The 19749-nt window shown below is 32.1% G+C and carries 15 protein-coding genes and 1 pseudogene; 1 reads left to right on the forward strand and 15 read right to left on the reverse strand.

Annotated elements, in window-relative coordinates; all coding sequences use genetic code 11:
- Window positions 1-714 carry an endonuclease V gene (locus SYO3AOP1_RS00525; RefSeq protein ID WP_281340757.1) on the reverse strand — a complete coding sequence of 238 codons (714 nt, stop codon included), beginning with the start codon at window positions 712-714 and terminating at the stop codon, window positions 1-3.
- Window positions 715-1105: 391 nt separating this feature from the next.
- Between SYO3AOP1_RS00525 and SYO3AOP1_RS09820 the strand changes: the two are divergent.
- A pseudogene (locus tag SYO3AOP1_RS09820) lies at window positions 1106-2092 on the forward strand (IS110 family transposase).
- Window positions 2093-2188: 96 nt separating this feature from the next.
- On the opposite strand, the gene rodA reads toward SYO3AOP1_RS09820, so the two are convergent.
- From rodA to lon, 14 genes are all read right to left on the reverse strand, one after another.
- Entirely contained in the window at window positions 2189-3313 is a 1125-nt protein-coding gene (gene rodA / locus SYO3AOP1_RS00535) for a rod shape-determining protein RodA (protein WP_012458841.1), read from the reverse strand.
- The gene (gene mrdA, locus SYO3AOP1_RS00540) at window positions 3313-5112 is read right to left on the reverse strand and encodes a penicillin-binding protein 2 (RefSeq protein ID WP_012458842.1); all 1800 of its coding nucleotides are present in this window, start codon (window positions 5110-5112) and stop codon (window positions 3313-3315) included. Before mrdA ends, rodA begins: the two co-directional genes overlap by 1 nt.
- On the reverse strand, window positions 5099-5584 hold the full coding sequence (locus SYO3AOP1_RS00545; RefSeq protein ID WP_012458843.1) for a hypothetical protein: 486 nt from the start codon (window positions 5582-5584) through the stop codon (window positions 5099-5101). The genes mrdA and SYO3AOP1_RS00545 overlap by 14 nt, the downstream gene beginning before the upstream one ends.
- Entirely contained in the window at window positions 5581-6366 is a 786-nt protein-coding gene (gene mreC, locus SYO3AOP1_RS00550; protein ID WP_012458844.1) for a rod shape-determining protein MreC, read from the reverse strand. Before mreC ends, SYO3AOP1_RS00545 begins: the two co-directional genes overlap by 4 nt.
- Window positions 6367-6378: 12 nt before the next feature.
- Window positions 6379-7416 (reverse strand): rod shape-determining protein, encoded by a 1038-nt coding sequence (locus tag SYO3AOP1_RS00555; RefSeq protein ID WP_012458845.1) that lies wholly within the window; start codon window positions 7414-7416, stop codon window positions 6379-6381.
- 374 nt (window positions 7417-7790) lie between these two features.
- Complete coding sequence (thrS, locus tag SYO3AOP1_RS00560) at window positions 7791-9722, reverse strand: threonine--tRNA ligase (RefSeq protein ID WP_012458846.1); 1932 nt, start codon at window positions 9720-9722, stop codon at window positions 7791-7793.
- On the reverse strand, window positions 9719-10144 hold the full coding sequence (locus SYO3AOP1_RS00565) for a CdaR family protein (RefSeq protein WP_012458847.1): 426 nt from the start codon (window positions 10142-10144) through the stop codon (window positions 9719-9721). The genes thrS and SYO3AOP1_RS00565 overlap by 4 nt, the downstream gene beginning before the upstream one ends.
- Complete coding sequence (gene cdaA, locus SYO3AOP1_RS00570; RefSeq protein ID WP_012458848.1) at window positions 10131-10958, reverse strand: diadenylate cyclase CdaA; 828 nt, start codon at window positions 10956-10958, stop codon at window positions 10131-10133. Before cdaA ends, SYO3AOP1_RS00565 begins: the two co-directional genes overlap by 14 nt.
- On the reverse strand, window positions 10951-12021 hold the full coding sequence (gene folP / locus SYO3AOP1_RS00575) for a dihydropteroate synthase (RefSeq protein WP_012458849.1): 1071 nt from the start codon (window positions 12019-12021) through the stop codon (window positions 10951-10953). The genes cdaA and folP overlap by 8 nt, the downstream gene beginning before the upstream one ends.
- Window positions 12022-12389: 368 nt before the next feature.
- A complete protein-coding gene (locus tag SYO3AOP1_RS00580; protein ID WP_012458850.1) occupies window positions 12390-14903 on the reverse strand; it encodes a cation-transporting P-type ATPase in 2514 nt (837 codons plus the stop codon).
- A gap of 230 nt (window positions 14904-15133) precedes the next feature.
- The gene (gene ccsB / locus SYO3AOP1_RS00585; RefSeq protein WP_012458851.1) at window positions 15134-16255 is read right to left on the reverse strand and encodes a c-type cytochrome biogenesis protein CcsB; all 1122 of its coding nucleotides are present in this window, start codon (window positions 16253-16255) and stop codon (window positions 15134-15136) included.
- Window positions 16256-16274: 19 nt separating this feature from the next.
- Window positions 16275-16907 carry a histidine phosphatase family protein gene (locus SYO3AOP1_RS00590; protein ID WP_012458852.1) on the reverse strand — a complete coding sequence of 211 codons (633 nt, stop codon included), beginning with the start codon at window positions 16905-16907 and terminating at the stop codon, window positions 16275-16277.
- A 2-nt stretch (window positions 16908-16909) separates the two neighbouring features.
- Window positions 16910-17365, reverse strand: coding sequence for an N-acetyltransferase (locus tag SYO3AOP1_RS00595; RefSeq protein ID WP_012458853.1), 456 nt, complete (start codon window positions 17363-17365; stop codon window positions 16910-16912).
- The gene (gene lon, locus SYO3AOP1_RS00600; RefSeq protein WP_012458854.1) at window positions 17340-19742 is read right to left on the reverse strand and encodes an endopeptidase La; all 2403 of its coding nucleotides are present in this window, start codon (window positions 19740-19742) and stop codon (window positions 17340-17342) included. The genes SYO3AOP1_RS00595 and lon overlap by 26 nt, the downstream gene beginning before the upstream one ends.
- Between the last annotated feature and the right edge of the window lie 7 nt (window positions 19743-19749).

Raw genomic sequence — 19749 nt, forward strand, 5'->3', positions numbered from 1 at the left:
TTAACCTCCGATTAACTTCTTTCTGTAATCAGATAAAAAATTGTGTGCTAATCTGACTGGCTCAGGAAGTTTATATCCATTCAATGACTTTATTATAACATAAAGAGAATTTTCTATTGAAATGTTATTTCCCGGTGATATAAATATTGGTTTAGTGTTTTTCTTAGTTCTTAAAGCATAACCTATTTTTTCATTAGTTTTTGGGTCATATATAAAATTATATGCTAAATCTTGATTTGGTGGATCTTGATACTTTCCATATAGAGGTGTTTTGCCGCACCCAATAGAAACTGTATCAGTAATAACTCCAAAATGTGATGCAATGCCCATTCTCCTTGGATGTAATATCCCCTGTCCATCAAGGATAAAAACGTTAGCCTTTGTCTTAAGTTTTTTATAAGCTTCTAAAATAATCGGCAGTTCTCTAAAGGCTAAGAAAGTAGGAACGTAAGGAAAATCTATCTCTTTCTCTGCCAAAACTTTTTCTACAATCTCAAATGATTTTATATCTATTACCACAATCGAAGAAATGGCTAAAGTTGGATTTTGATAAGGATTCAAAAACGTTGTATCTATCCCTGCAATATATCTTATTTCATCTGTATTTATCCTATCTTTTAAACTTAATTTTTTAGATAACTCTATTTGTTGTTTTTTCAGGCTTTCTAAATCTATCTCCATTTTTAACTCCATAAAGTACTTAAACTTGTCCATTTTCTTTTAATAATTAAAATACGTTGTGATGATAAATTTAATAAAAGTAGGAGATTCTTCGCCGGCTTCAGAATGACAAATTAGACTACCCTTTTTCCAATACTTATCATTTAACCTTTGAATGTCATTGTATATTAAATATACTAAAAATTTTTTAAACTATAAGAGAATAAGTTTTATAATAATTATAGACATGAGAGAAAAAAGGAAGGACAGATCAAGTGACTGTCATTTGTCTTTTAAGACCGCTGTAGAATGTTTTAGACTGTCCTTCCTCTACTTCCTAAAACCTGAATCAGAACATTAGGCTTTTAAGCCTGTATTTAACTACGATGATAGGTTATCAGGAAGTTTCTTTCATGTCAAGTATTTTATGAAAGGAGGTATTCTTATGAATGGCTACAAAATTGTTATAGGGGTTGATGTATCTAAAAACTCATTCACTGCTACAGTTTTGTATGATAACAAGAAAGAAACTTTTGAAGTTAAATCTGACCCAGTTGAGTTTGAAATGAAAGTAAAGCCTTACCTTAAGAAGTTTAAAAAGTCAGATATGCTTATCATAATGGAACATACGGGAGTTTACCATTTAAAGCTTGCTAATTATCTGTATGAAAATGGTTATAAAGTAGCAGTAGTAAATCCATTTTCAATAAAGAAATTTATGGAAGCTAAAATGACAAGAGTTAAAACAGATAAAGCTGATTCATTCTTTATTGCAGAATATGGAAGAACGTTTTTCGATGGAGAGCTTTATAAACCAAAATCAGATGTAGAAAAAGAAATAGAAGTAAAACTAAAGATATTGGAAGACTTACAACAGCAGCTTACAATGCTAAGAAACAAAAGAGAATCATTAAGTCATGTGCCAATGAAAAAATTGAAATAGAATTTAGAATATTACGATGAGATAATCAGAAAAATAGAAAAAAACATAAAAGAACTTGAGAAAGAGATAAAAGAATTGTCTAAGAAGAATTATCAAGAGGAATACAAACTTTTAAAAAGCATACCTGGTATAAGTGATAGGACTATAGGAATGATAATATCAGTATATGGAAATTTTGAAAGATTTAAGAGTGTAAAAGATATATCGAGTTTTATAGGAATCAGTCCGGGTATACATGAAAGTGGAACGAGTGTAAAGAAAAGTGGTTCAATAAAAAAGATGGGAAATCCATATGCAAGGAAAATATTATACATGGCAGCATTATCAGCAATAAGGTTTAACAAATACTGCAGAGAATTATACGAAAGATTAGTAAGTAAAGGTAAGGCTAAAAAATTAGCATTAGTGGCTGTAGCACATAAGTTATTAAGGCAGGCATATGGTGTATTAAAGAATAAAAGACCATTTGATGAAAATTTTTGCACTTGACATTTAACATAGAACATTCTGAGGCTTTAGTCCGAAGGATCTCCTTTTAAATTCTATAAAAACCACTAATTTCTCACCCAAAGCATTCACTTTCTTTTAATAATTTAAAGCGTCTTGACTGTGAAATCTAAAACCTTCTTTTTTGTTTATATATTCGATATTTAAAACCATCATTATCATCAGGCTAAACATTATTAAAGCGGTTCCACCGTAGCTTAAAAACGGCAATGGAACGCCAACAACAGGTGCCATTCCTACATTCATCGCGATATTTATAAATGCTTGAAATCCGATGATTGAAGCAATTCCATAGCACAAAAACTTTCCAAATAATTCATTAGTCTTCATTCCAATGTAAAAAATTCTTAAACTTAAAATAAAGTAGACTGTTAAAATTAAAAATGAAACTACAAAGCCCCATTCTTCTCCAATAGTTGCGTAGATAAAGTCTGTATGCTGTTCTGGTAAGAAGTAATATTTAGACTGGGAGCCTTGAAGGTATCCTTTTCCGGTTAGCATTCCAGAACCAATTGCAATTTTAGACTGAATAATATGATAGGCTGTTCCTTTTGGGTCGCTTTCCGGATTTAAAAAAGCTATAATTCTATTTTTTTGATAATCTTTTAAGTGTGTCCATATAAAAGGACTTAAAATTATTCCTGTCAACACAAATCCAATTATATATTTAATGTTAAACTTTGCTAAAAATACCATAACCAAAACTGGCAAAACAACAAGAATTGCGCTTCCAAGGTCTGGTTGAGAATAAATTAGTATGAAGGGGATAGCCGATAATCCCATTATTTTTAGAAAGTCTTTAAAAGATAGAGGAAGTTTTGTGTTAGATATAAAATACGCTGAAAAGATGATCATTGAAAATTTTGCTACTTCTGACGGTTGAAGTTGGAAAAAGCCTAAATTTATCCATCTTTTAGCTCCAAGAATAGAAACACCAAAAAATTTGACAAAGATAAGAAGAATAACGCTTACTAAGTATAAATAAAAAGATATATATCCAAACTTCCTGTATTCTATCAAAAAAGGCAAAAAAGTAATTATAAAGAAAGCAATAGAAACGAAGACAATTTGCTTTATGTATAAATTTGAATACTCATGATAAGATGCACTATAAATGTTAATTACACTCCAAATCAGTAAAAAAGCTGTAAGTAAATAAACAATTAGGTCTGTTTGCTTAATTTTTTTGAATAAATTAAACATTACTCAGTCTCGATGATTTTTTCTTTAAAAATTCTTTTTAATATGTATGCCATTAACGGAGCAGCCACTTTTCCACCACTTTCACCGTGTTCAATAAATACCACGCCGGCTATTTTAGGTTTATTATATGGTGCATAATCTATAAACCAAGCATGGTCTCTAAAATCCCACGCATGATGACGTTTTTTTCTTGTATCATAAGAATACACTTGCGCTGTTCCTGTTTTTCCGGCATTTAGTACAGGAACCCTTTTCAATGCTTTTGCTGTTCCGCTTGGTCCATAAACAACAAGATACATGCCATATCTTACCGCATCTAAATTCCGTTTTTTTATGTCTATTTTTCTTATTACTTCTGGATTTGTATGAACTAATCTTTGAGATTTGTTGTCAAAGTAAGCCTTCAATATATGTGGTTTTAATACATATCCACCATTTGCAATTGGCACAACTATCTTTGTTGCATCAAAAGGTGTTATTGTAATATATCCTTGTCCGATGCTGAGGTTTACTGTATCTCCGTGAAACCAGTTTTGCTTTAAAACTTTTCTCTTCCATTCTTTGCTTGGAATTGTTGCAACTTTAACCTCTAAGTCCGGGTTCAATTTTTCTCCTAATCCAAATAGCTTTGAATATTTTACAATATTCTCTACCCCAAGCTTTAACCCAACTTGATAGAAAAAGGTATCGCAGGATGTTTCCAAAGCTTCAGATACATTTATGAATCCACAACCTCTTTTATTCCAGTTTCTATAAACCCATTTTCCTATTCTAAACTCAGAACCACTGCTTATCCTTGCCTCAGGAGCTATCACACCTTCTTCCAATGCAGCTATACTGACCAAAGGTTTATAGATAGACCCGGGCGGATATTTCCCTAAGAATACTTTATTCATTAAAGGCTTATACTTGTTCTCCGTTAATTCTTTCCATTCTTCTTGAGAAAAACCTTCATAAAATTTTTGTAAGCTATAGGTTGGATAGCTTAATAAAGCTAAGATTTCGTAAGTGCTTGGGTCTACTAAGACAACAGCCCCTGATGGATGTTTTGAAGAGCTAAAAGCTTCGAAGGTTATTTTTTGTATTCTTATATCTATTGATAAATAAATATCATTGCCTTTTCTTGGGTCTTTTTCCCATAAAACTTTTTTCTGTCTACCAAATGCATCTACTAATACTGCCTTTTGTCCAGATTCACCTCTTAACAATGAGTCGTAAATTTTTTCTACTCCCGCTTTTCCCACAAGAATGTTTGGAGAAAGATTAGGATTTTCTTTTAGCTCTTTCTCTGAAGGATATCCAACGTATCCAATTATATGTGCAAGATAATTTGCTTCTTCTGTGTAAACTCTCTTTGGAACAACTTCAAGATAGAATCCATTAAATAGATAGTTATAATTATAAAAGTTTTCTATATCCTTCTGAGTTAAATCTTTTTTTATAATAACGCTGGGATATAAGTTTTTTTCAATGATATTTAATGTTTTCTCGTCTAATTCAATGTTAAGATAATTTTTTAAATTTTCCTTTAGTTCTTGCACAGTGTAGTTTTTCTTAACTATGTATGGGAATGCTATCAAGCTATAGGTTGGAACGTCATAAGCTAATAAGACTCCATTTCTATCGTAAATTTTACCTCTTGGTGGGTTTGAATAGAAAATTTTTATGTAATTCCTGTCTGAAATTTCTCTGTAATATTCCCCCTTAATGATCTGAAGATAAAACAACCTTCCTACTAATGCAAAATAAAATACCGTTAGAACGAAAATTAGAAAAGTTAATCTATTAAACTTTATCATATCTTATTTCTAAAATTTCTTTTAAATAGTAAAGAAGATATATCAAAACTATATTACTGAGCCAATAGAAGATTATAAGATTTATATCTAAAATAAAAAATTTTGATGTCATAAATCCATATAATTCCTTTATCAATATTATAAAAAAACTAATGCCTGTTATTATCAAAACTTTCATAAATATGTTTGATATTAAAAACTTTTCTTTTAACCGAAAGATTGTAAATGCTACAGATAAATAAATTAAAACATTTATAAAACTTTTAAATGGCATCAATAAATCCAAAAGTAAGCTACCGATTAAAGTTGTAATTAAAGCTATATCTTCTTTATTGTAGATAGATAGCCAAAAAATATAAACTAAAAATAAATCTGGAGTAATATATAAATTAAGCATGTTTTTAAAAATTAGAGAAGATTCTATTGCAACAATTATAAAAGCTATCAAAATATATTTTAAATAATAAATCATCTTTTGACTACCAGCACAATATCTAAATTGTATGGATAATAGAATGTTTCAACTTCTACTTCTCTAAAAAACTCTCCTTCCTTAGGAGATATTTTTCTTATAATACCAATTGGAACTCCTTCTGCAGCTTCTGAATTAATTACTGTTGTTTCTACAATATCCCCAATTCTTATATCTTGCTCTGGACGGACATATTTCAAAATTCCTTTGTTTTTTTCTAAACCTTGGAAAAAGCTAATTTCTTGTGTTTTCCTCGTTCTTACAGTTATTTTAAAGTTTTCATCTGAAACAGTTAAAACCTCTGAAGAAAAATCTCCAACATTTTTAACTACTCCTATCAAAAATCCATCTTTTAAAACTAAATCACCTATTTTTATTCCGTTTTTTCTGCCTTTATCTATGAAGAAAAAATCAGACCAGTTGTCTGAAGATATTCCTATAACTTTTGCAATTTCATAATTTTGAATTTGATACTTTTTTATAAAATCTAAAATTGGATAAATTTTCTCTATTTCTGAAATTTGATTTTTATATTTTAATATTTCTGCTTTTAGTTTTTGATTTTCTTCTTCAAGATTCTTTAATTTATGATATGTAAAGTCTTTTTCATAGAAAAAGTGATATATGTAAGACAATGTATTATTGATAAGAGAAATTCCTTTTTGAACAGGATAAACAATATCTAAACTTTTAGATTTAAAGAAATTTGATGATAGAATGAAGAAGAATGTTGCGAGAGAAATGATTATTAATAATAACTTTTTATTAACAATCCTTTTCAAGTTTTTTCCATCTTACTTCATCGATACTCTTCTTATAAGGTCTAAGTTCTGTAAAGCTTTTCCTATTCCGCGTGCTACCGCAGTAAGAGGGTCTTCACAGTATACAACGGGAAGATTTGTTTCTTCCATCAATCTTTTATCGAGACCATATATTAAAGAACCACCACCTGCAAGGACTATTCCCCTTCCAACGATATCTGCAGCAAGTTCGGGTGGAGTTTTTTCTAACGTTGATTTAACCGCATTTACAATTTGAATAATAACATCTTCTAAAGCTTCTCTAATATCTTTTCCATAAATTATAACACTTCTTGGCATTCCGGTCATATCTCTTCCACGTATTTCCATTTTTTTCTCGTCTCTGTCTGATGTTATCGCAGAGCCTAAGTTTATTTTTATATTTTCTGCCGTTTGCTCACCTATCAAAATATGGTAATTTCTTTTAAGATAGTTTATTATAGCTTCATTCATCTCATCACCGGCAACTCTAATAGAGCTTGAGATTACTAAGCCGGATAAAGATATAACCGCTATTTCAGAAGTACCACCGCCAATATCTACAATCATATTGCCACCCGGCTGGTCTATAGGTAAACCAGCGCCGATCGCCGCCGCCATAGGTTCTGCAATTAAATAAACTTCTCTTGCTCCAGCTTGCTTTGCTGCATCTATAACTGCTCTTTTTTCAACCGTTGTAATTCCAGATGGAACGCCGACCACTACTCTTGGTCTTGGATTTGTTAACCTTGCCAATGGAAAATTTGTGTGAACTTTTTGTATGAAGTACTTTAACATTGCTTGTGTAGTATCAAAGTCTGCAATGACTCCATCTTTTAATGGTCTAATAACTTGTATATGCTCTGGCGTTTTGCCTATCATCTCTTTTGCTTCTTTACCAACAGCTAATACTTTGTTAGTAGTTTTATCTATAGCGACAATAGAAGGTTCTGTTAAAACTATACCTTTACCTTTAACAAATATTAATGTATTTGCGGTACCTAAATCTATTCCGATATCATTTGAAAAATATCCAAGCAATTTATCTAACATTACCTCTCCTTTACATTCATTTTTAAGTTAATATAAATGACAATATTGCGAAGTGTTCTAAAATTCTCGTAAACTTACCTTTCCGTGTCATCCTGAGGCTGTAAGCCGAAGGATCTCCTCCTTTGATTTTTTAACTTGAAAAGAAAATTAGGAGATTCTTCGCCGGCTGCAGAATGACGATTTTGATTTTGCAAGCAGCCTCATATTGTACCTTAACCGTCATCCTGAGGTTGTATGACCAAAGTCTCCTTCTTTTGTTTTTTGGAGAAAAGAGATTCTTCGCTATCGCTCAGAATAACATTATAGAATTTTTGTCATCCTGAGGACTTTAGCTCAAAGATTACCTATTCAATTTTACAAAATTTACTCTATTCTCAAAGTACATGTTTATTAGAAATTATTTCTTTAATTTTCGACACAAACTCATCGATGCTTAAAGTTTGGCTTCCCTGTTTGCCTTTTTCTCTTACTGCAACCGTGCCTGTTTCAGCTTCTTTATCACCAACTACAAGCATAAACGGTATTTTCTGAAGCTCAGCATCTCTAATTTTTTTATTCATTCTTTCATTTCTATCATCCAATTCTACTCTGATATCATTTTCTAATAATTTTTGTTTTACAGTTTCTGCATATTCTAAGTGCTTATCAGCAATTGGTATAATCTTAACTTGAACTGGAGATAACCATACTGGTAAAAATCCTGCGTAATGCTCAAGTAATACACCAATAAACCTTTCTATAGAGCCAAATATTGCTCTATGAATCATGTACGGTCTGTGTTTTTGATTGTCTTCACCTATGTAGTACATATCAAATCTCTCCGGAAGATTAAAATCAAACTGAATAGTTGAACATTGCCACAATCTGCCGATAGCATCTTTTATTTTAACATCTATTTTTGGTCCGTAAAATGCTCCACCGCCATCATCTATTTTATAGTCCAATCCTGTACTTTCTATTGCTTTTCTTAGTGAGTTTTCTGCGACCTCCCACATTTTGTCATCGCCAACGTACTTCTCCGGTTTTGTTGATAGATATACTTCAAACTCATCAAATCCATAAGATTTAAGGGTATTTAGCGCCAAGTTTAAGACTTCTCTTATTTCATCTTCAACTTGGTCTTCTCTGCATATGATGTGTGCATCATCTTGAGTAAATCCTCTAACTCTCATTAGTCCATGTAAAGCTCCACTTCTTTCGTATCTGTAAACTGTTCCAAGTTCTGCAAGTCTGATTGGAAACTCTTTGTAGCTTCTTTGTTTTGATTTATAAATCTCGACATGGAAAGGACAGTTCATAGGTTTTACATAGTATCCTTCTTCTTCTATTTGCATTCTTGGATACATGTTTTCCTGGTAGAAAGATAGATGCCCGCTTGTTTGCCATAGCTGTTCTTTTCCAACATGAGGAGTGTAAACTAGTTGATAACCTCTTTTTAGATGCTCTTTTTTCCAAGCATCCTCTATTTCTTTTCTGATAATTGCACCCTTAGGTAGCCAAATAGCAAGACCGCCGCCGATCTCTTCATCTATTAAAAACAGCTCAAGGTCTTTTCCGATCTTTCTGTGGTCTCTTTTTTTAGCCTCTTCAAGCATATTTAAGTAATCTTTAAGCTCTTTTTCGCTCCAAAATGCAACGCCGTATATTCTTTGAAGCATTGGGTTTGTTTCTTTTCCTCTCCAATATGCTCCTGAGACAGATATCAGTTTAAATGCTCCTGCTTTATCGGTTGAAGGAAGGTGTGGACCTCTGCATAAATCTACGAAGTCGCCCTGTTTGTATAATGAAATTGGCTCTCCTTCCGGTATGTTATGCTTTATTATATCTATCTTATAAATTTCCTTTTTATTTTCAAAAAATTTAATAGCTTCTTCTCTTGGAAGCTCAAATCTTTCTATCTGATATCCTTTTTTAATGATTTCTTTCATTTTTTCTTCAATTTGTGGAAGGTCTTCATCTGTAAGGCTTTTTCCTTCTATTTCAACATCATAATAAAATCCATGCTCCGTTGTTGGACCTATACCTAAATGAACATTCTCATCTCCGTAAATCTCTTTTAAAGCCTGTGCCATGATGTGGGCTAAGGAGTGTCTAAGTATTTCAAGGCTCTCTTTATCTTCTTTTTTTAGAAATTTTAGATTTCCGCTTTGATTGATTGGTGTGTGTATATCAATGATTTCACCGTTTAGTTTTCCACCAACAACATCTTTAAATTTTCCATTAAGATTTTTTAAAATATCTTTTAATGTAATTCCTTCGTTGAAAGTAAATTTTTGATTCAAGTCTTCTATAAATATTTCAATCATTTAATCTCCTCTTCAGGTTGATTTTGGTTAATTTTTCGTGCATATATTATAACATTTTCAGGTCTTATCGAAACTACTTTAATTTTTTCAGATGGTAGCAACACTTGTACAGGCAAAACATTTTTTCCTTCTTTCAACCTCTTACCATCGACATAAATCGAAACGTTTGTTAATTCTGATTGGTTTAATACATTTTTCCTTCCTTCTAATGCAATGCTTACCTTTTCAGGTTTAACACTTTTTACTTCAATATCTGGTGGTATATTTATTACGTCTATATATCCGTGAATTTGGTATTTTGCATTTGAGTATGACGAAATATTTAGCCACATTAATAGTGCTACAAAAAAAGATAGTATTTTCAAATATAAATTGTTAAATAATGCTAACTTTAGCTTTTTTATGGTTTTATTTATCTTCATATTTTGCCTTTTTAAGTTTTTTTCTTAGCATTTCAAAGGTTGAAGGTTTTTCTATCTCTAATAGTTTGTATAACTTTTTTCTTAGCATTAATACATCCAAATTTCTATGGAGTTTTCCATCAACTGCTAAAGATATTTCACCTCTTTCTTCTGATACTACGACTGCAATAGCATCTGTCTCTTCGGTTATTCCTAATGCTGCTCTATGTCTTGTACCAACGTTTTCTGGTATATCTGTAGATACGGTTAAAGGTAAAAATGCCCTTGCAAATGCTATTTTCTTTTCTTTAATTATCACCGCTCCATCATGTAAAGGTGTCTGTGGCGTGAATATGGTTATAAGTATTTCTGGTGTAATTTCTGCATCTATTCTAACGAATCCTTCAATATAATTTGTCAAATCAACCGTCCTTTCAAATACGATCAAACTTCCTATTTTTCTATCTGACATAAATAAGCATGCCCTAATTACATCATCAACAACTTTTTTATTCGATGGTGATAAAAATTTGAATATTCCTTTTTCTCCAAGCTTAGCCAATCCTCTTCTTAACTCTGGTTGGAATAAAACCACGATAATAAATATTCCGATACTCCATAGATTTTCAAAAATCCACCCTAAGGTTTCAAATTGAAAGATTTTTGCTACAATCCAAAAAAGTAAAAGAATGAGTAAACCTATTAGTATTTGCCATCCTCTTGTTCCGGCCAAAAATTTAAGAAGATAGTAAATAATAACAGAAACTATAAGAATATCTAATACATCAGTAAATCTTATGTTTAAAAGCGTTTGTATAATTTCTGTTTCATTCAATCTTGTATCCTCTGATTGTGTCTAATATGGTTAAAAATTCTGCTGTTTCTTTTACATCATGAACTCTTACGATATGTGCTCCTTTTAAAACTGCGTAGGCTGTTGCTCCAAGAGTTGCTGATAATCTTTCTTTCGGCAAAGTATCCGGTCTATTTAATAGATTTTTTAATATTATATTTAAGAATGATTTTCTTGATATGCCTATCAGAATTGGCAGTCCAAGAATTTTAAACTCATCTAATCTTTTTATAATTTCAACGTTATGCTCGACTTTTTTCCCAAATCCTATTCCTGGGTCTATGATAAACCTGTCTGGTTTAATTCCTCTTGAAATTCCAAAGCTAATTTGATTTTTAAAAAATTCTATAATTTCATAAACAACATCATCATAGTAAATCTCCTGTGTTTGCCATGTTTGCGGCGTTCCTTTTATGTGATTCATAACGATATGACAGTCGTGCTTAGTTACTACGTCAGCCATTTTATCATCAAAAGTCATTCCGCTTATGTCGTTGATTATATCAGCTCCTTCGCTTACTGCAATGTCAGCAACAGTTGATTTATATGTATCAACTGATAACAAAAATCTATCTCCGAGATTTTTTCTGATTGCTTGGATTACTGGAATAACCCTCTCTATCTCTTCATCTGTAGAAATTGGCATAGCTCCCGGTCTTGTAGACTCACCTCCTACATCTATAATATCTGCTCCATTTTCAAGCATAAATTCTACTTTTTTAAGGATTTTGTTAATATCTTTATAATCCTCACTACCATTTGAAAATGAGTCAGGAGTAACGTTGATTATGCCCATTATGGCGGTTTTAACTCCAAGATTTAAAAACTTTCCATGATAATTTAGTTTAAAATGCTCTTTTTTAAGATTTATCCACTGCTGAGTAAGTTCTTTAGCTTCTTCTTGCCTTTTATTTGCTATAAGATTTTGAATTAACTCTTTAAATTGTTCTTCAGTCTCAATAATGGCTGGCTTTAAATATGGGTCTTTAAATTCAATTTTAAAAAATTTTTTATCTATAGGCTTGATTACAGGAAAACTCTTCATTGATGCTCCTTTTTTGTGAAAAATTGGGATATTATTATAGCATTCAGAGGCTTGGATGAAGAGGTATTTCTAAAGATTGTATTAGTACAGGAAAATACATCGGGTGAGAAATTTAATAAAAGTAGGAGATTCTTCGCCGGCTTCAGAACGACATCGTAGGTTATCTTTCCTTTAATGTTTATCAATCAGCCTTTCGCTGTCATCTCGAGGACTTTAGTCCGAAGGATTTCCTTTTTAAATTCTATAAAAACCACTAATTTCTCACCAAGGTATATTTATTAGTATAAGAAAACGTCAATGCAAAGCTCCATTCGATTAATTTTTTACGATGTTCTTTCATATTCTTCAGCCCATTAAAATTAAAAAATTTATTTGCCTGACTTTAAATAGCTAATCCATTTTCTTAACTCTATCATAATAAATGTTATAAAAGGGATTATAAAAATATACATTAATTCATTCATTGTAAGTTTGACAGCATGGAAATAGTGCGGTATTAAGCTAATTGCAATTATTTGTAGAATAGCTCCAATAAAGATTCCTAAATAGATGTATGGATTTAGCTTTATATACTCAATAGGATTTTTAAAAAATGGCTTTTCTCCTATTTCTTGTATTCCAACTGACCATTGAGAAATTACAGCCGATGTAAAACTTATAGTTAAAGCAACTTCATAAGAATATATATTTAACAAATATTTGAACAAAAAGAAATGAGAAATTCCCATTATCAGACCATTATAAGCAACCTTTATAAATTGCTCTTTTCCGGTGAATGCTTTTTCTGGTCTTTTGGGTTTTTCCTTCATTGGGTCGCCTTCATACTTTGTAAAAGGATAGGCTTTATCTTGAACGCCATCTGTTACTAAGTTGATCCAAAGTATTTGAGTAGCGTATAGTGGTAGCGGTAAACCCATTAATACTGCTAAGGAGTTATAAGTAAGTTCAAATAGGTTTGTTGATAATAAGTATCTTATTACTTTTGAAATATTTTTTGTTATAAGCCTTCCGCTTTTTACTGCGTTAATGATAATGGAAAGATTGTTGTCAGTTATAATCATTTTTGCTGCATCTTTGGCTGCCTGTGAACCGGAACCCATAGTGACTCCCAGGTCTGCAACTCTTAAAGCCGGAACATCATTAACTCCATCCCCGGTAACCGCTACAATTTCTTTATTTGATTGTAAAACTTTTACTATACGATATTTATCCTCCGGTGTAGCTCTTGCTACTACTGTTATATTTTTTAAATGTTGATAAAGCTCTTCATCTGAGTATTTTTCAAGGTCTTTTCCTTCGATGGCTATATCTCCATCAGAAAATATACCTACCATTTTAGCTATCGCTTTGGCAGTTAAAAGGTTATCTCCTGTAATCATAATTACTTTAATACCTGCATTTTTTGCCATCTCAACAGATTCTTTTACCCCTTCTTTTGGTGGGTCTAAAAATCCGACAAGACCTACTAAGTTTATTTTTACATCTTTTATGCTTTCTGGAACTTTATCAAGCTTAGCATATCCAAAAGCTAAAACCCTCAATCCCTCTTCAGCTAATTTATCATGGTTTTTAAAAACTTCTTCAGGGCAAGTAGATTCACACATGGTAGATAGGCTTTCCAAAGCTCCTTTTATGTATAGTTCTATACCCACATCTGATTTAACCACGACAGCCATAAGTCTTAGCTTTGTATCAAAAGGATGCTCCCATATTTTTTCATACTTATTTTTTAAATTATTCCAATCTATCCCTTCCTTTTCTAACCAGTAAAGTAAAGAAATTTCTAATGGGTCTCCTTTTTCTTTTCCATCATAAATTTCAGCATCATTACATAACGCAGCAGCTAAATAAAGTTTTTCCTTATCATAAGGCACATAATCTTCTACTCTAAGCTTTCCAACTGTTATGGTTCCGGTTTTATCCGAACATATATACGTTGCACTACCAAGAGTTTCAACTGCTGGTAAATGTTTTACAAGAACTTTCTCTTTTGATAATCTGATAGCACCAACAACCAAGGCAATCGTTACAACTATTGGCAATCCTTCCGGAACAGCAGAAACTAACTGTGCAATTGCAAAAAATACAAGACTTTTAGCTTCTCTGCCTTGCAAAATTCCAATAATTACAAGAAAAGTTAAAATTAAGATTAATACGAATATCCATTTTTTTCCAAAATCTCCCAATGCTTTTGTTAATGGACTTTCTGGCGGCTTCTCTTGCATTCTTTTTGCAATCTTTCCCAGCTCTGTGTTTTCTCCTGTAGCAAAAACAACACCAATAGCTTTTCCCCTAACTATGGTTGTTCCTTTGAATAAGATATTTACTCTCTCATGAACAGGTGCATCTTGATTAAGAATAACGCCGGCATTTTTTTCAACAGGAATTGATTCACCGGTTAAAATAGCTTCATCTACCATGAGACCAACCGATTCTATCAATCTAATATCTGCAGGTATAACATCTCCCTCAAAAAGTAAAACTATATCCCCCGGAACCAATTCTTTTATATTTATTTCAATCTCTTTACCATCTCTTAACACTCTTATAGTAGGTAAAGTTAGGCTTTTCAACGCTTTTACTGAAGCAAGGGCTTTTATTTCTTGATAAAAACCTATAAATCCATTTATAAGCAAAAGTCCATAAACGACTAAGCCATCTTTTAAGTCTCCTAAGAAAAAAGCCAATAAACCAGCTACCATAAGTATGATTATAAAAGGACTTGTAAACTGCCTAAGAAAGATCTTTAACTTACTTTCTTCTTTTTCTTCTATTTCGTTGGGTCCATATATCTTTAATCTTTCTTTTGCTTCTTCTTGTGATAAACCATTAATATCTGTTTTTAAAATTGATAAAACTTGTTCAACTGAAAAATTATGCATTTAGGCACTCGCTTTTTTGTTTTGTATTAATATGCATTTTAATTGTAAGAAAGTCAAGAATTTGTATGGCTTCGTTAGTTTGAAAATGTTTGGAAAATATTTAAAAAACCTGAAATAATGAATTTATTAACTGTGCCGATAGATGACATAGATGATTGTGTTTCAGTAATCAGAAATAAAAAAAATCCTTCGGATATCCGAAGGAACATAGCTAAATTTATAATTTCTTCTTACTCTGTAGCATAACTATGTAAGCCAGGGAAGTATAAGTTTACTCCAAAATAACAGATTAAAAGCATTATAAAGCCTGCTACCACTATCCATGCAGAAGTCTCACCTTTCCATTTTCCGATAGTTCTTCCGTGTATGTATGCTGCAAAGAATAACCAAACTATTAAAGCCCAAGTTTCCTTAGGGTCCCAGCTCCAATAACTACCCCAAGCCTCATTTGCCCATGCACCGCCAAGCATTATAGATGCAGTCCATACAGGAAAAGAGATAGCAACTGCTTTAAAAGCAATCTCTGAAAGTAAATTTTCAGATGGAAGTTTATTGGCTATGGGTTTTAGGACATATACAGCAAAATAAATTAAAGTTATAAGAGTGATGATAAAGATAATTCCAAAAATCATTGTTTTAATATCCTTAGCACCGGTTAAAGTAAGATATCCAAAAATCCCCGTTAAGATTAAGCTTAAAATAAATCCTACATAATGATACGTATTTACCGGTTTGTTTTTAACTTGAGCTTCTTTAAGTAGATAAGCAAAAGATGCACCAAATGCTACTGTAAAACCTGCATAACCTACAAACGATGCAAGGACATGAAGGTAGAGCCAATAGCTTCTTAAAGCAGGCACCAACGGATTTATATCAGTATTAAACTTATGACCCCAGATAACCAAAAATGCAACGATCGGCATGAAAAATGTTCCAATAGTTCTTGTTTTGTATTCTCTCTCAATGTATAAATACAGTCCAACTGCAAGCCACGGGAAAAACATTAAAGATTCATAAAGGTTTGTCCAAGGTGGATGGAAAATACCCATATTATAAGATTCTAAACCTCTTATAAACAATCCTATTGTTTGTGTTAACCATCCGGCAAATGCAAGTAATGTACCAACCTTACCGATATTTTCATTTTTAAAGAAAAACTGAAAAATATACATCAATGCTGATAAACCATAAATAAAGCCGGCAATTTGAAACACAAGAACGTTACTAACCTTTCCTGACGATAAAGCTAAGAAAACAGATAATCCTAATAATGCTAAAATGACACCAACAAATAAACCTGCTTCTAAATACGATGGTTTATTCTTATTTTCAAAAACAACTACATTATCCATGTTTGTACCTCCCAAAAAATCATAAAGTTATAATACCACCTTCTAAAGAATTTTCAAGATGGTAAGCCATATTTATGAATTTAACATTTGTGTTATTTTTATCAGATAAAATTAGCGATAATCCGGTATTATTATGTCTAAATTTCCAAAGATGCTCCATGGAAAGATTCATAGATATGCAAAGTAAGCCCTGTATTGAACCACCATGCCCAACTACTAAGATATTGTCTTCATTGTGGTTTCTTACATCTTCAAAAAATAGCTTTAGCCTTTTTTCAAAAGATTCTATGCTTTCTTGCTTTGGCAAAGGATGTTTTACAGGATTTGCTAACCAGTTATCAAAATGTTCTTTTGCGTTTTGATAAATCCAATCATAACTTAAGCCTTCCCATGTGCCAAAGTGCATCTCTCTAATTCTTGGGTCAACTTCATGATTTACTTCTAAAATTTCTGCTACAATCTGTGCTGTTTTGAAGGCTCTTTTTAAATCAGAAGATATTACTTTTTTTATTCCTTTATCTTTCAAGAAATGACCAAGTTTTTTAGCTTGTAATATTCCATTTTCTGTTAAATCTGTGTCTATATGTCCTTGAACTATCTTTTTTGCGTTGTATTCACTTTCACCATGTCTGCAAAGATATATATGCTTCATTTTTACTCCAAATTTATAGATACAGGAATTTCATGACAATCATTAAATTTTACACAATGAATGCATTCAGTCCAGACTTTTTGCGGAAAGTTAGATTTATCTGTAATCTCAAATCCAATCTTTTTAAAAAAATCAGGAACGTAAGTTAAAGCAAAAACTCTTTTTATACCAAGCTCTTTGGCTTCATTTAAACACTCTTGGACTATGCTTCTACCTATTCCAAGATGCTGATACTCTTCTTTTACAGCCAAAGATTTTATCTCCGCCAAATCTTCCCAGTATACATGCAATGACCCAACGCCAACAATCTTACCATCTACTTCACACACAAAAAAATCTCGTATATTTTCATATATACTGTTTAAACTTCTTGGTAGTAAAACTTCTTTTAATGCAAAATGCTGTAAGATTTTGAAAATTTCGGTCGCATCTTTAACTTTCGCTTTCCTGATTTTCAACTTCTTTTTTCTCCTCTCTTAATGCGATTTTGAAAACTTCATCAATATGGTCTACAAAAATTAAATTCATTGATTTTCTGACATATGGTGGAAGGTCAGACATGACTTCTTCTTTGTTGTCTTTCGGTAAAATTACTGTTTTTATTCCGGCTCTTTTTGCCGCCAGAATCTTCTCTTTTAGTCCACCAACAGGTAAAACTTTTCCTCTTAATGTGATTTCTCCTGTCATTGCAACATCCGACCTTACAGGTCTGTTTGTAAATACAGATGCAATGCCTGTTGTAATTGCTATACCTGCCGATGGTCCATCTTTTGGAATAGCTCCCGCAGGCACGTGAATATGTAAATCGTATTTACCAAATTCTTCCGGGTCAATTCCAAGCTCTTTAGCTTTAGATTTTACATAAGAGAATGCAATTCTTGCAGATTCTTTCATCACATCACCAAGTGAACCTGTAAGAACTAAATTGCCTTTTCCGTCCATCTTTGTTACTTCTATTTTAAGAATTTCTCCGCCAACTTCAGTCCAAGCTAATCCTGTGACAACGCCAACTTCATCTTTTTCTTCTTTCTCTGTTGAGTAAATTGGTGCTCCTAAGAATTTTTTAATCAAGCTTGGAGTAATTTTATATTTCCTTTTCTTTCCAGTTTCTATTATTTTTTTAGCTATTTTTCTAATGATAGAACCTATTTGTCTTTCAAGGTTTCTAACGCCTGCCTCTCTTGTATAGCCTCTAATTAAGAATGTGATTGCTTTATCTGAAAATTCTACTGTTTTCTCATCTAAGCCGTTTTCTTTTAATTGCTTAGGAATTAGATATTTTTTAGCAATATGCAATTTTTCTTCTTCTGAATAACCTGAAAGTCTTATAACCTCCATTCTGTCTAATAAAGGTCTTGGAATGGTATCTAATCTGTTTGCTGTGCAAATAAACATCACTTCTGACAAATCAAAAGGAACGCCAAGGTAATGGTCTATAAACTCTTTATTCTGCTCCGGGTCTAAGACTTCCAAAAGTGCCGCCGTTGGGTCTCCTCTAAAATCTAAGCCGATTTTATCTACTTCGTCTAACATTATTACCGGGTTTTTTGTTCTGGCTTGTTTTATTGCCTGAATGATTTTTCCGGGCATCGCTCCAACATACGTTCTTCTATGACCTCTTATTTCTGCTTCGTCTCTTACTCCACCAAGAGATATTCTAACAAATTTTCTATTTAATGCTTTTGCAATAGACCTTCCAAGTGAAGTTTTACCCACACCCGGCGGTCCAACAAAGCATAATATAGGTCCTTTTATAGATTTATCCTTTGAGCTTTCTTTTTTAAGTTTTAATACAGCTAAATACTCTAAAATTCTTTCTTTTATTTTCTCTAAGTCATAATGGTCTTCATCAAGGATTTTCTTAGCAATTTTAAGGTCAAGTCTGTCTTTTGTTCTTTTATTCCATGGAAGTTCTACAAGCCAATCAAGATAAGTTCTAATAACACCTGCTTCTGCTGAATCTGGATGCATTTTTTCAAGTCTTTTAAGCTGTTTTAAAGCTTCTTCCTTTATTTCGTCCGGCATTCCGGATTCTTCTATTTTCTTTTTGTAGTTTTCTATTTCTTCCTGCTTTTCATCTCTTTCGCCAAGCTCTTCTTGAATTGCTTTTATTTGCTGTCTTAAAAAGTATTCTCTTTGGTCTTTTTCAATGGCTTCTCTTGCAGATATTCTGATTTTTTGCTGAAGCTCTAATATTCCTACTTCTTTTAAGAATTTATCATGAACAACTCTTAATCTTTCAACAGGGTCTAAGATTTCTAAAATCTGCTGGGCTTCTTCTGCTTTTATATCAAGTATAGATGCAACCAAATCGGCAAGTCTTCCCGGCTCTTCTACCGATTTTATTATCTCAACTAAATCTGGTACTATCTGCTTGCCAAGCGAAATAGCCTTGTCCAATAAATCTTTTAGTGAATGTTTAAGCGCTTGAACTTCTAACGTTTCTTCTACTTCCGGGTCTTCTATGATTTCAACTCCCACCTGATAGTAGTCATCTACTTTTTTTAATTCTTTTATTCTTCCTCTTGAAACACCTTGGACAAGGATTTTAATACGATTATCTTCAAGTTTCATCATTCTGATAATTGTGGCAACGACACCTATCTCATGAATGTCTTTTTTTGTCGGAATTTCTTTTTCTTTGTCTTTCTGAAGAGAGAGAAAGATGTATCTTTGATTATTATCAAGTGCTTCTTCTACTGCCTTAATTGAAAATGGTCTTCCTATAAAAAGTGGAAATACCATATAAGGAAAAACTATAACATCTCTTGTGGGAATAAGTGGGTATGTTGATGGTAGTTCAAGTAAATCTAATTTATCTTCAAATGGACCCATTCAAACC

The organism is Sulfurihydrogenibium sp. YO3AOP1 (assembly GCF_000020325.1).
Classification (GTDB): Bacteria; Aquificota; Aquificia; order Aquificales; family Hydrogenothermaceae; genus Sulfurihydrogenibium.

Excerpts from the sequence above, each read along its gene's own strand:
- SYO3AOP1_RS00525 (WP_281340757.1), bottom strand. The coding sequence starts at position 714 with ATGGACAAGTTTAAGTACTTTATGGAGTTAAAAATGGAGATAGATTTA.
- rodA (WP_012458841.1), bottom strand. The coding sequence starts at position 3,313 with ATGTTTAATTTATTCAAAAAAATTAAGCAAACAGACCTAATTGTTTAT.
- mrdA (WP_012458842.1), bottom strand. The coding sequence starts at position 5,112 with ATGATAAAGTTTAATAGATTAACTTTTCTAATTTTCGTTCTAACGGTA.
- SYO3AOP1_RS00545 (WP_012458843.1), bottom strand. The coding sequence starts at position 5,584 with ATGATTTATTATTTAAAATATATTTTGATAGCTTTTATAATTGTTGCA.
- SYO3AOP1_RS00555 (WP_012458845.1), bottom strand. The coding sequence starts at position 7,416 with ATGTTAGATAAATTGCTTGGATATTTTTCAAATGATATCGGAATAGAT.
- thrS (WP_012458846.1), bottom strand. The coding sequence starts at position 9,722 with ATGATTGAAATATTTATAGAAGACTTGAATCAAAAATTTACTTTCAAC.
- SYO3AOP1_RS00565 (WP_012458847.1), bottom strand. The coding sequence starts at position 10,144 with ATGAAGATAAATAAAACCATAAAAAAGCTAAAGTTAGCATTATTTAAC.
- folP (WP_012458849.1), bottom strand. The coding sequence starts at position 12,021 with ATGAAGAGTTTTCCTGTAATCAAGCCTATAGATAAAAAATTTTTTAAA.
- SYO3AOP1_RS00580 (WP_012458850.1), bottom strand. The coding sequence starts at position 14,903 with ATGCATAATTTTTCAGTTGAACAAGTTTTATCAATTTTAAAAACAGAT.
- ccsB (WP_012458851.1), bottom strand. The coding sequence starts at position 16,255 with ATGGATAATGTAGTTGTTTTTGAAAATAAGAATAAACCATCGTATTTA.
- SYO3AOP1_RS00590 (WP_012458852.1), bottom strand. The coding sequence starts at position 16,907 with ATGAAGCATATATATCTTTGCAGACATGGTGAAAGTGAATACAACGCA.
- lon (WP_012458854.1), bottom strand. The coding sequence starts at position 19,742 with ATGGGTCCATTTGAAGATAAATTAGATTTACTTGAACTACCATCAACA.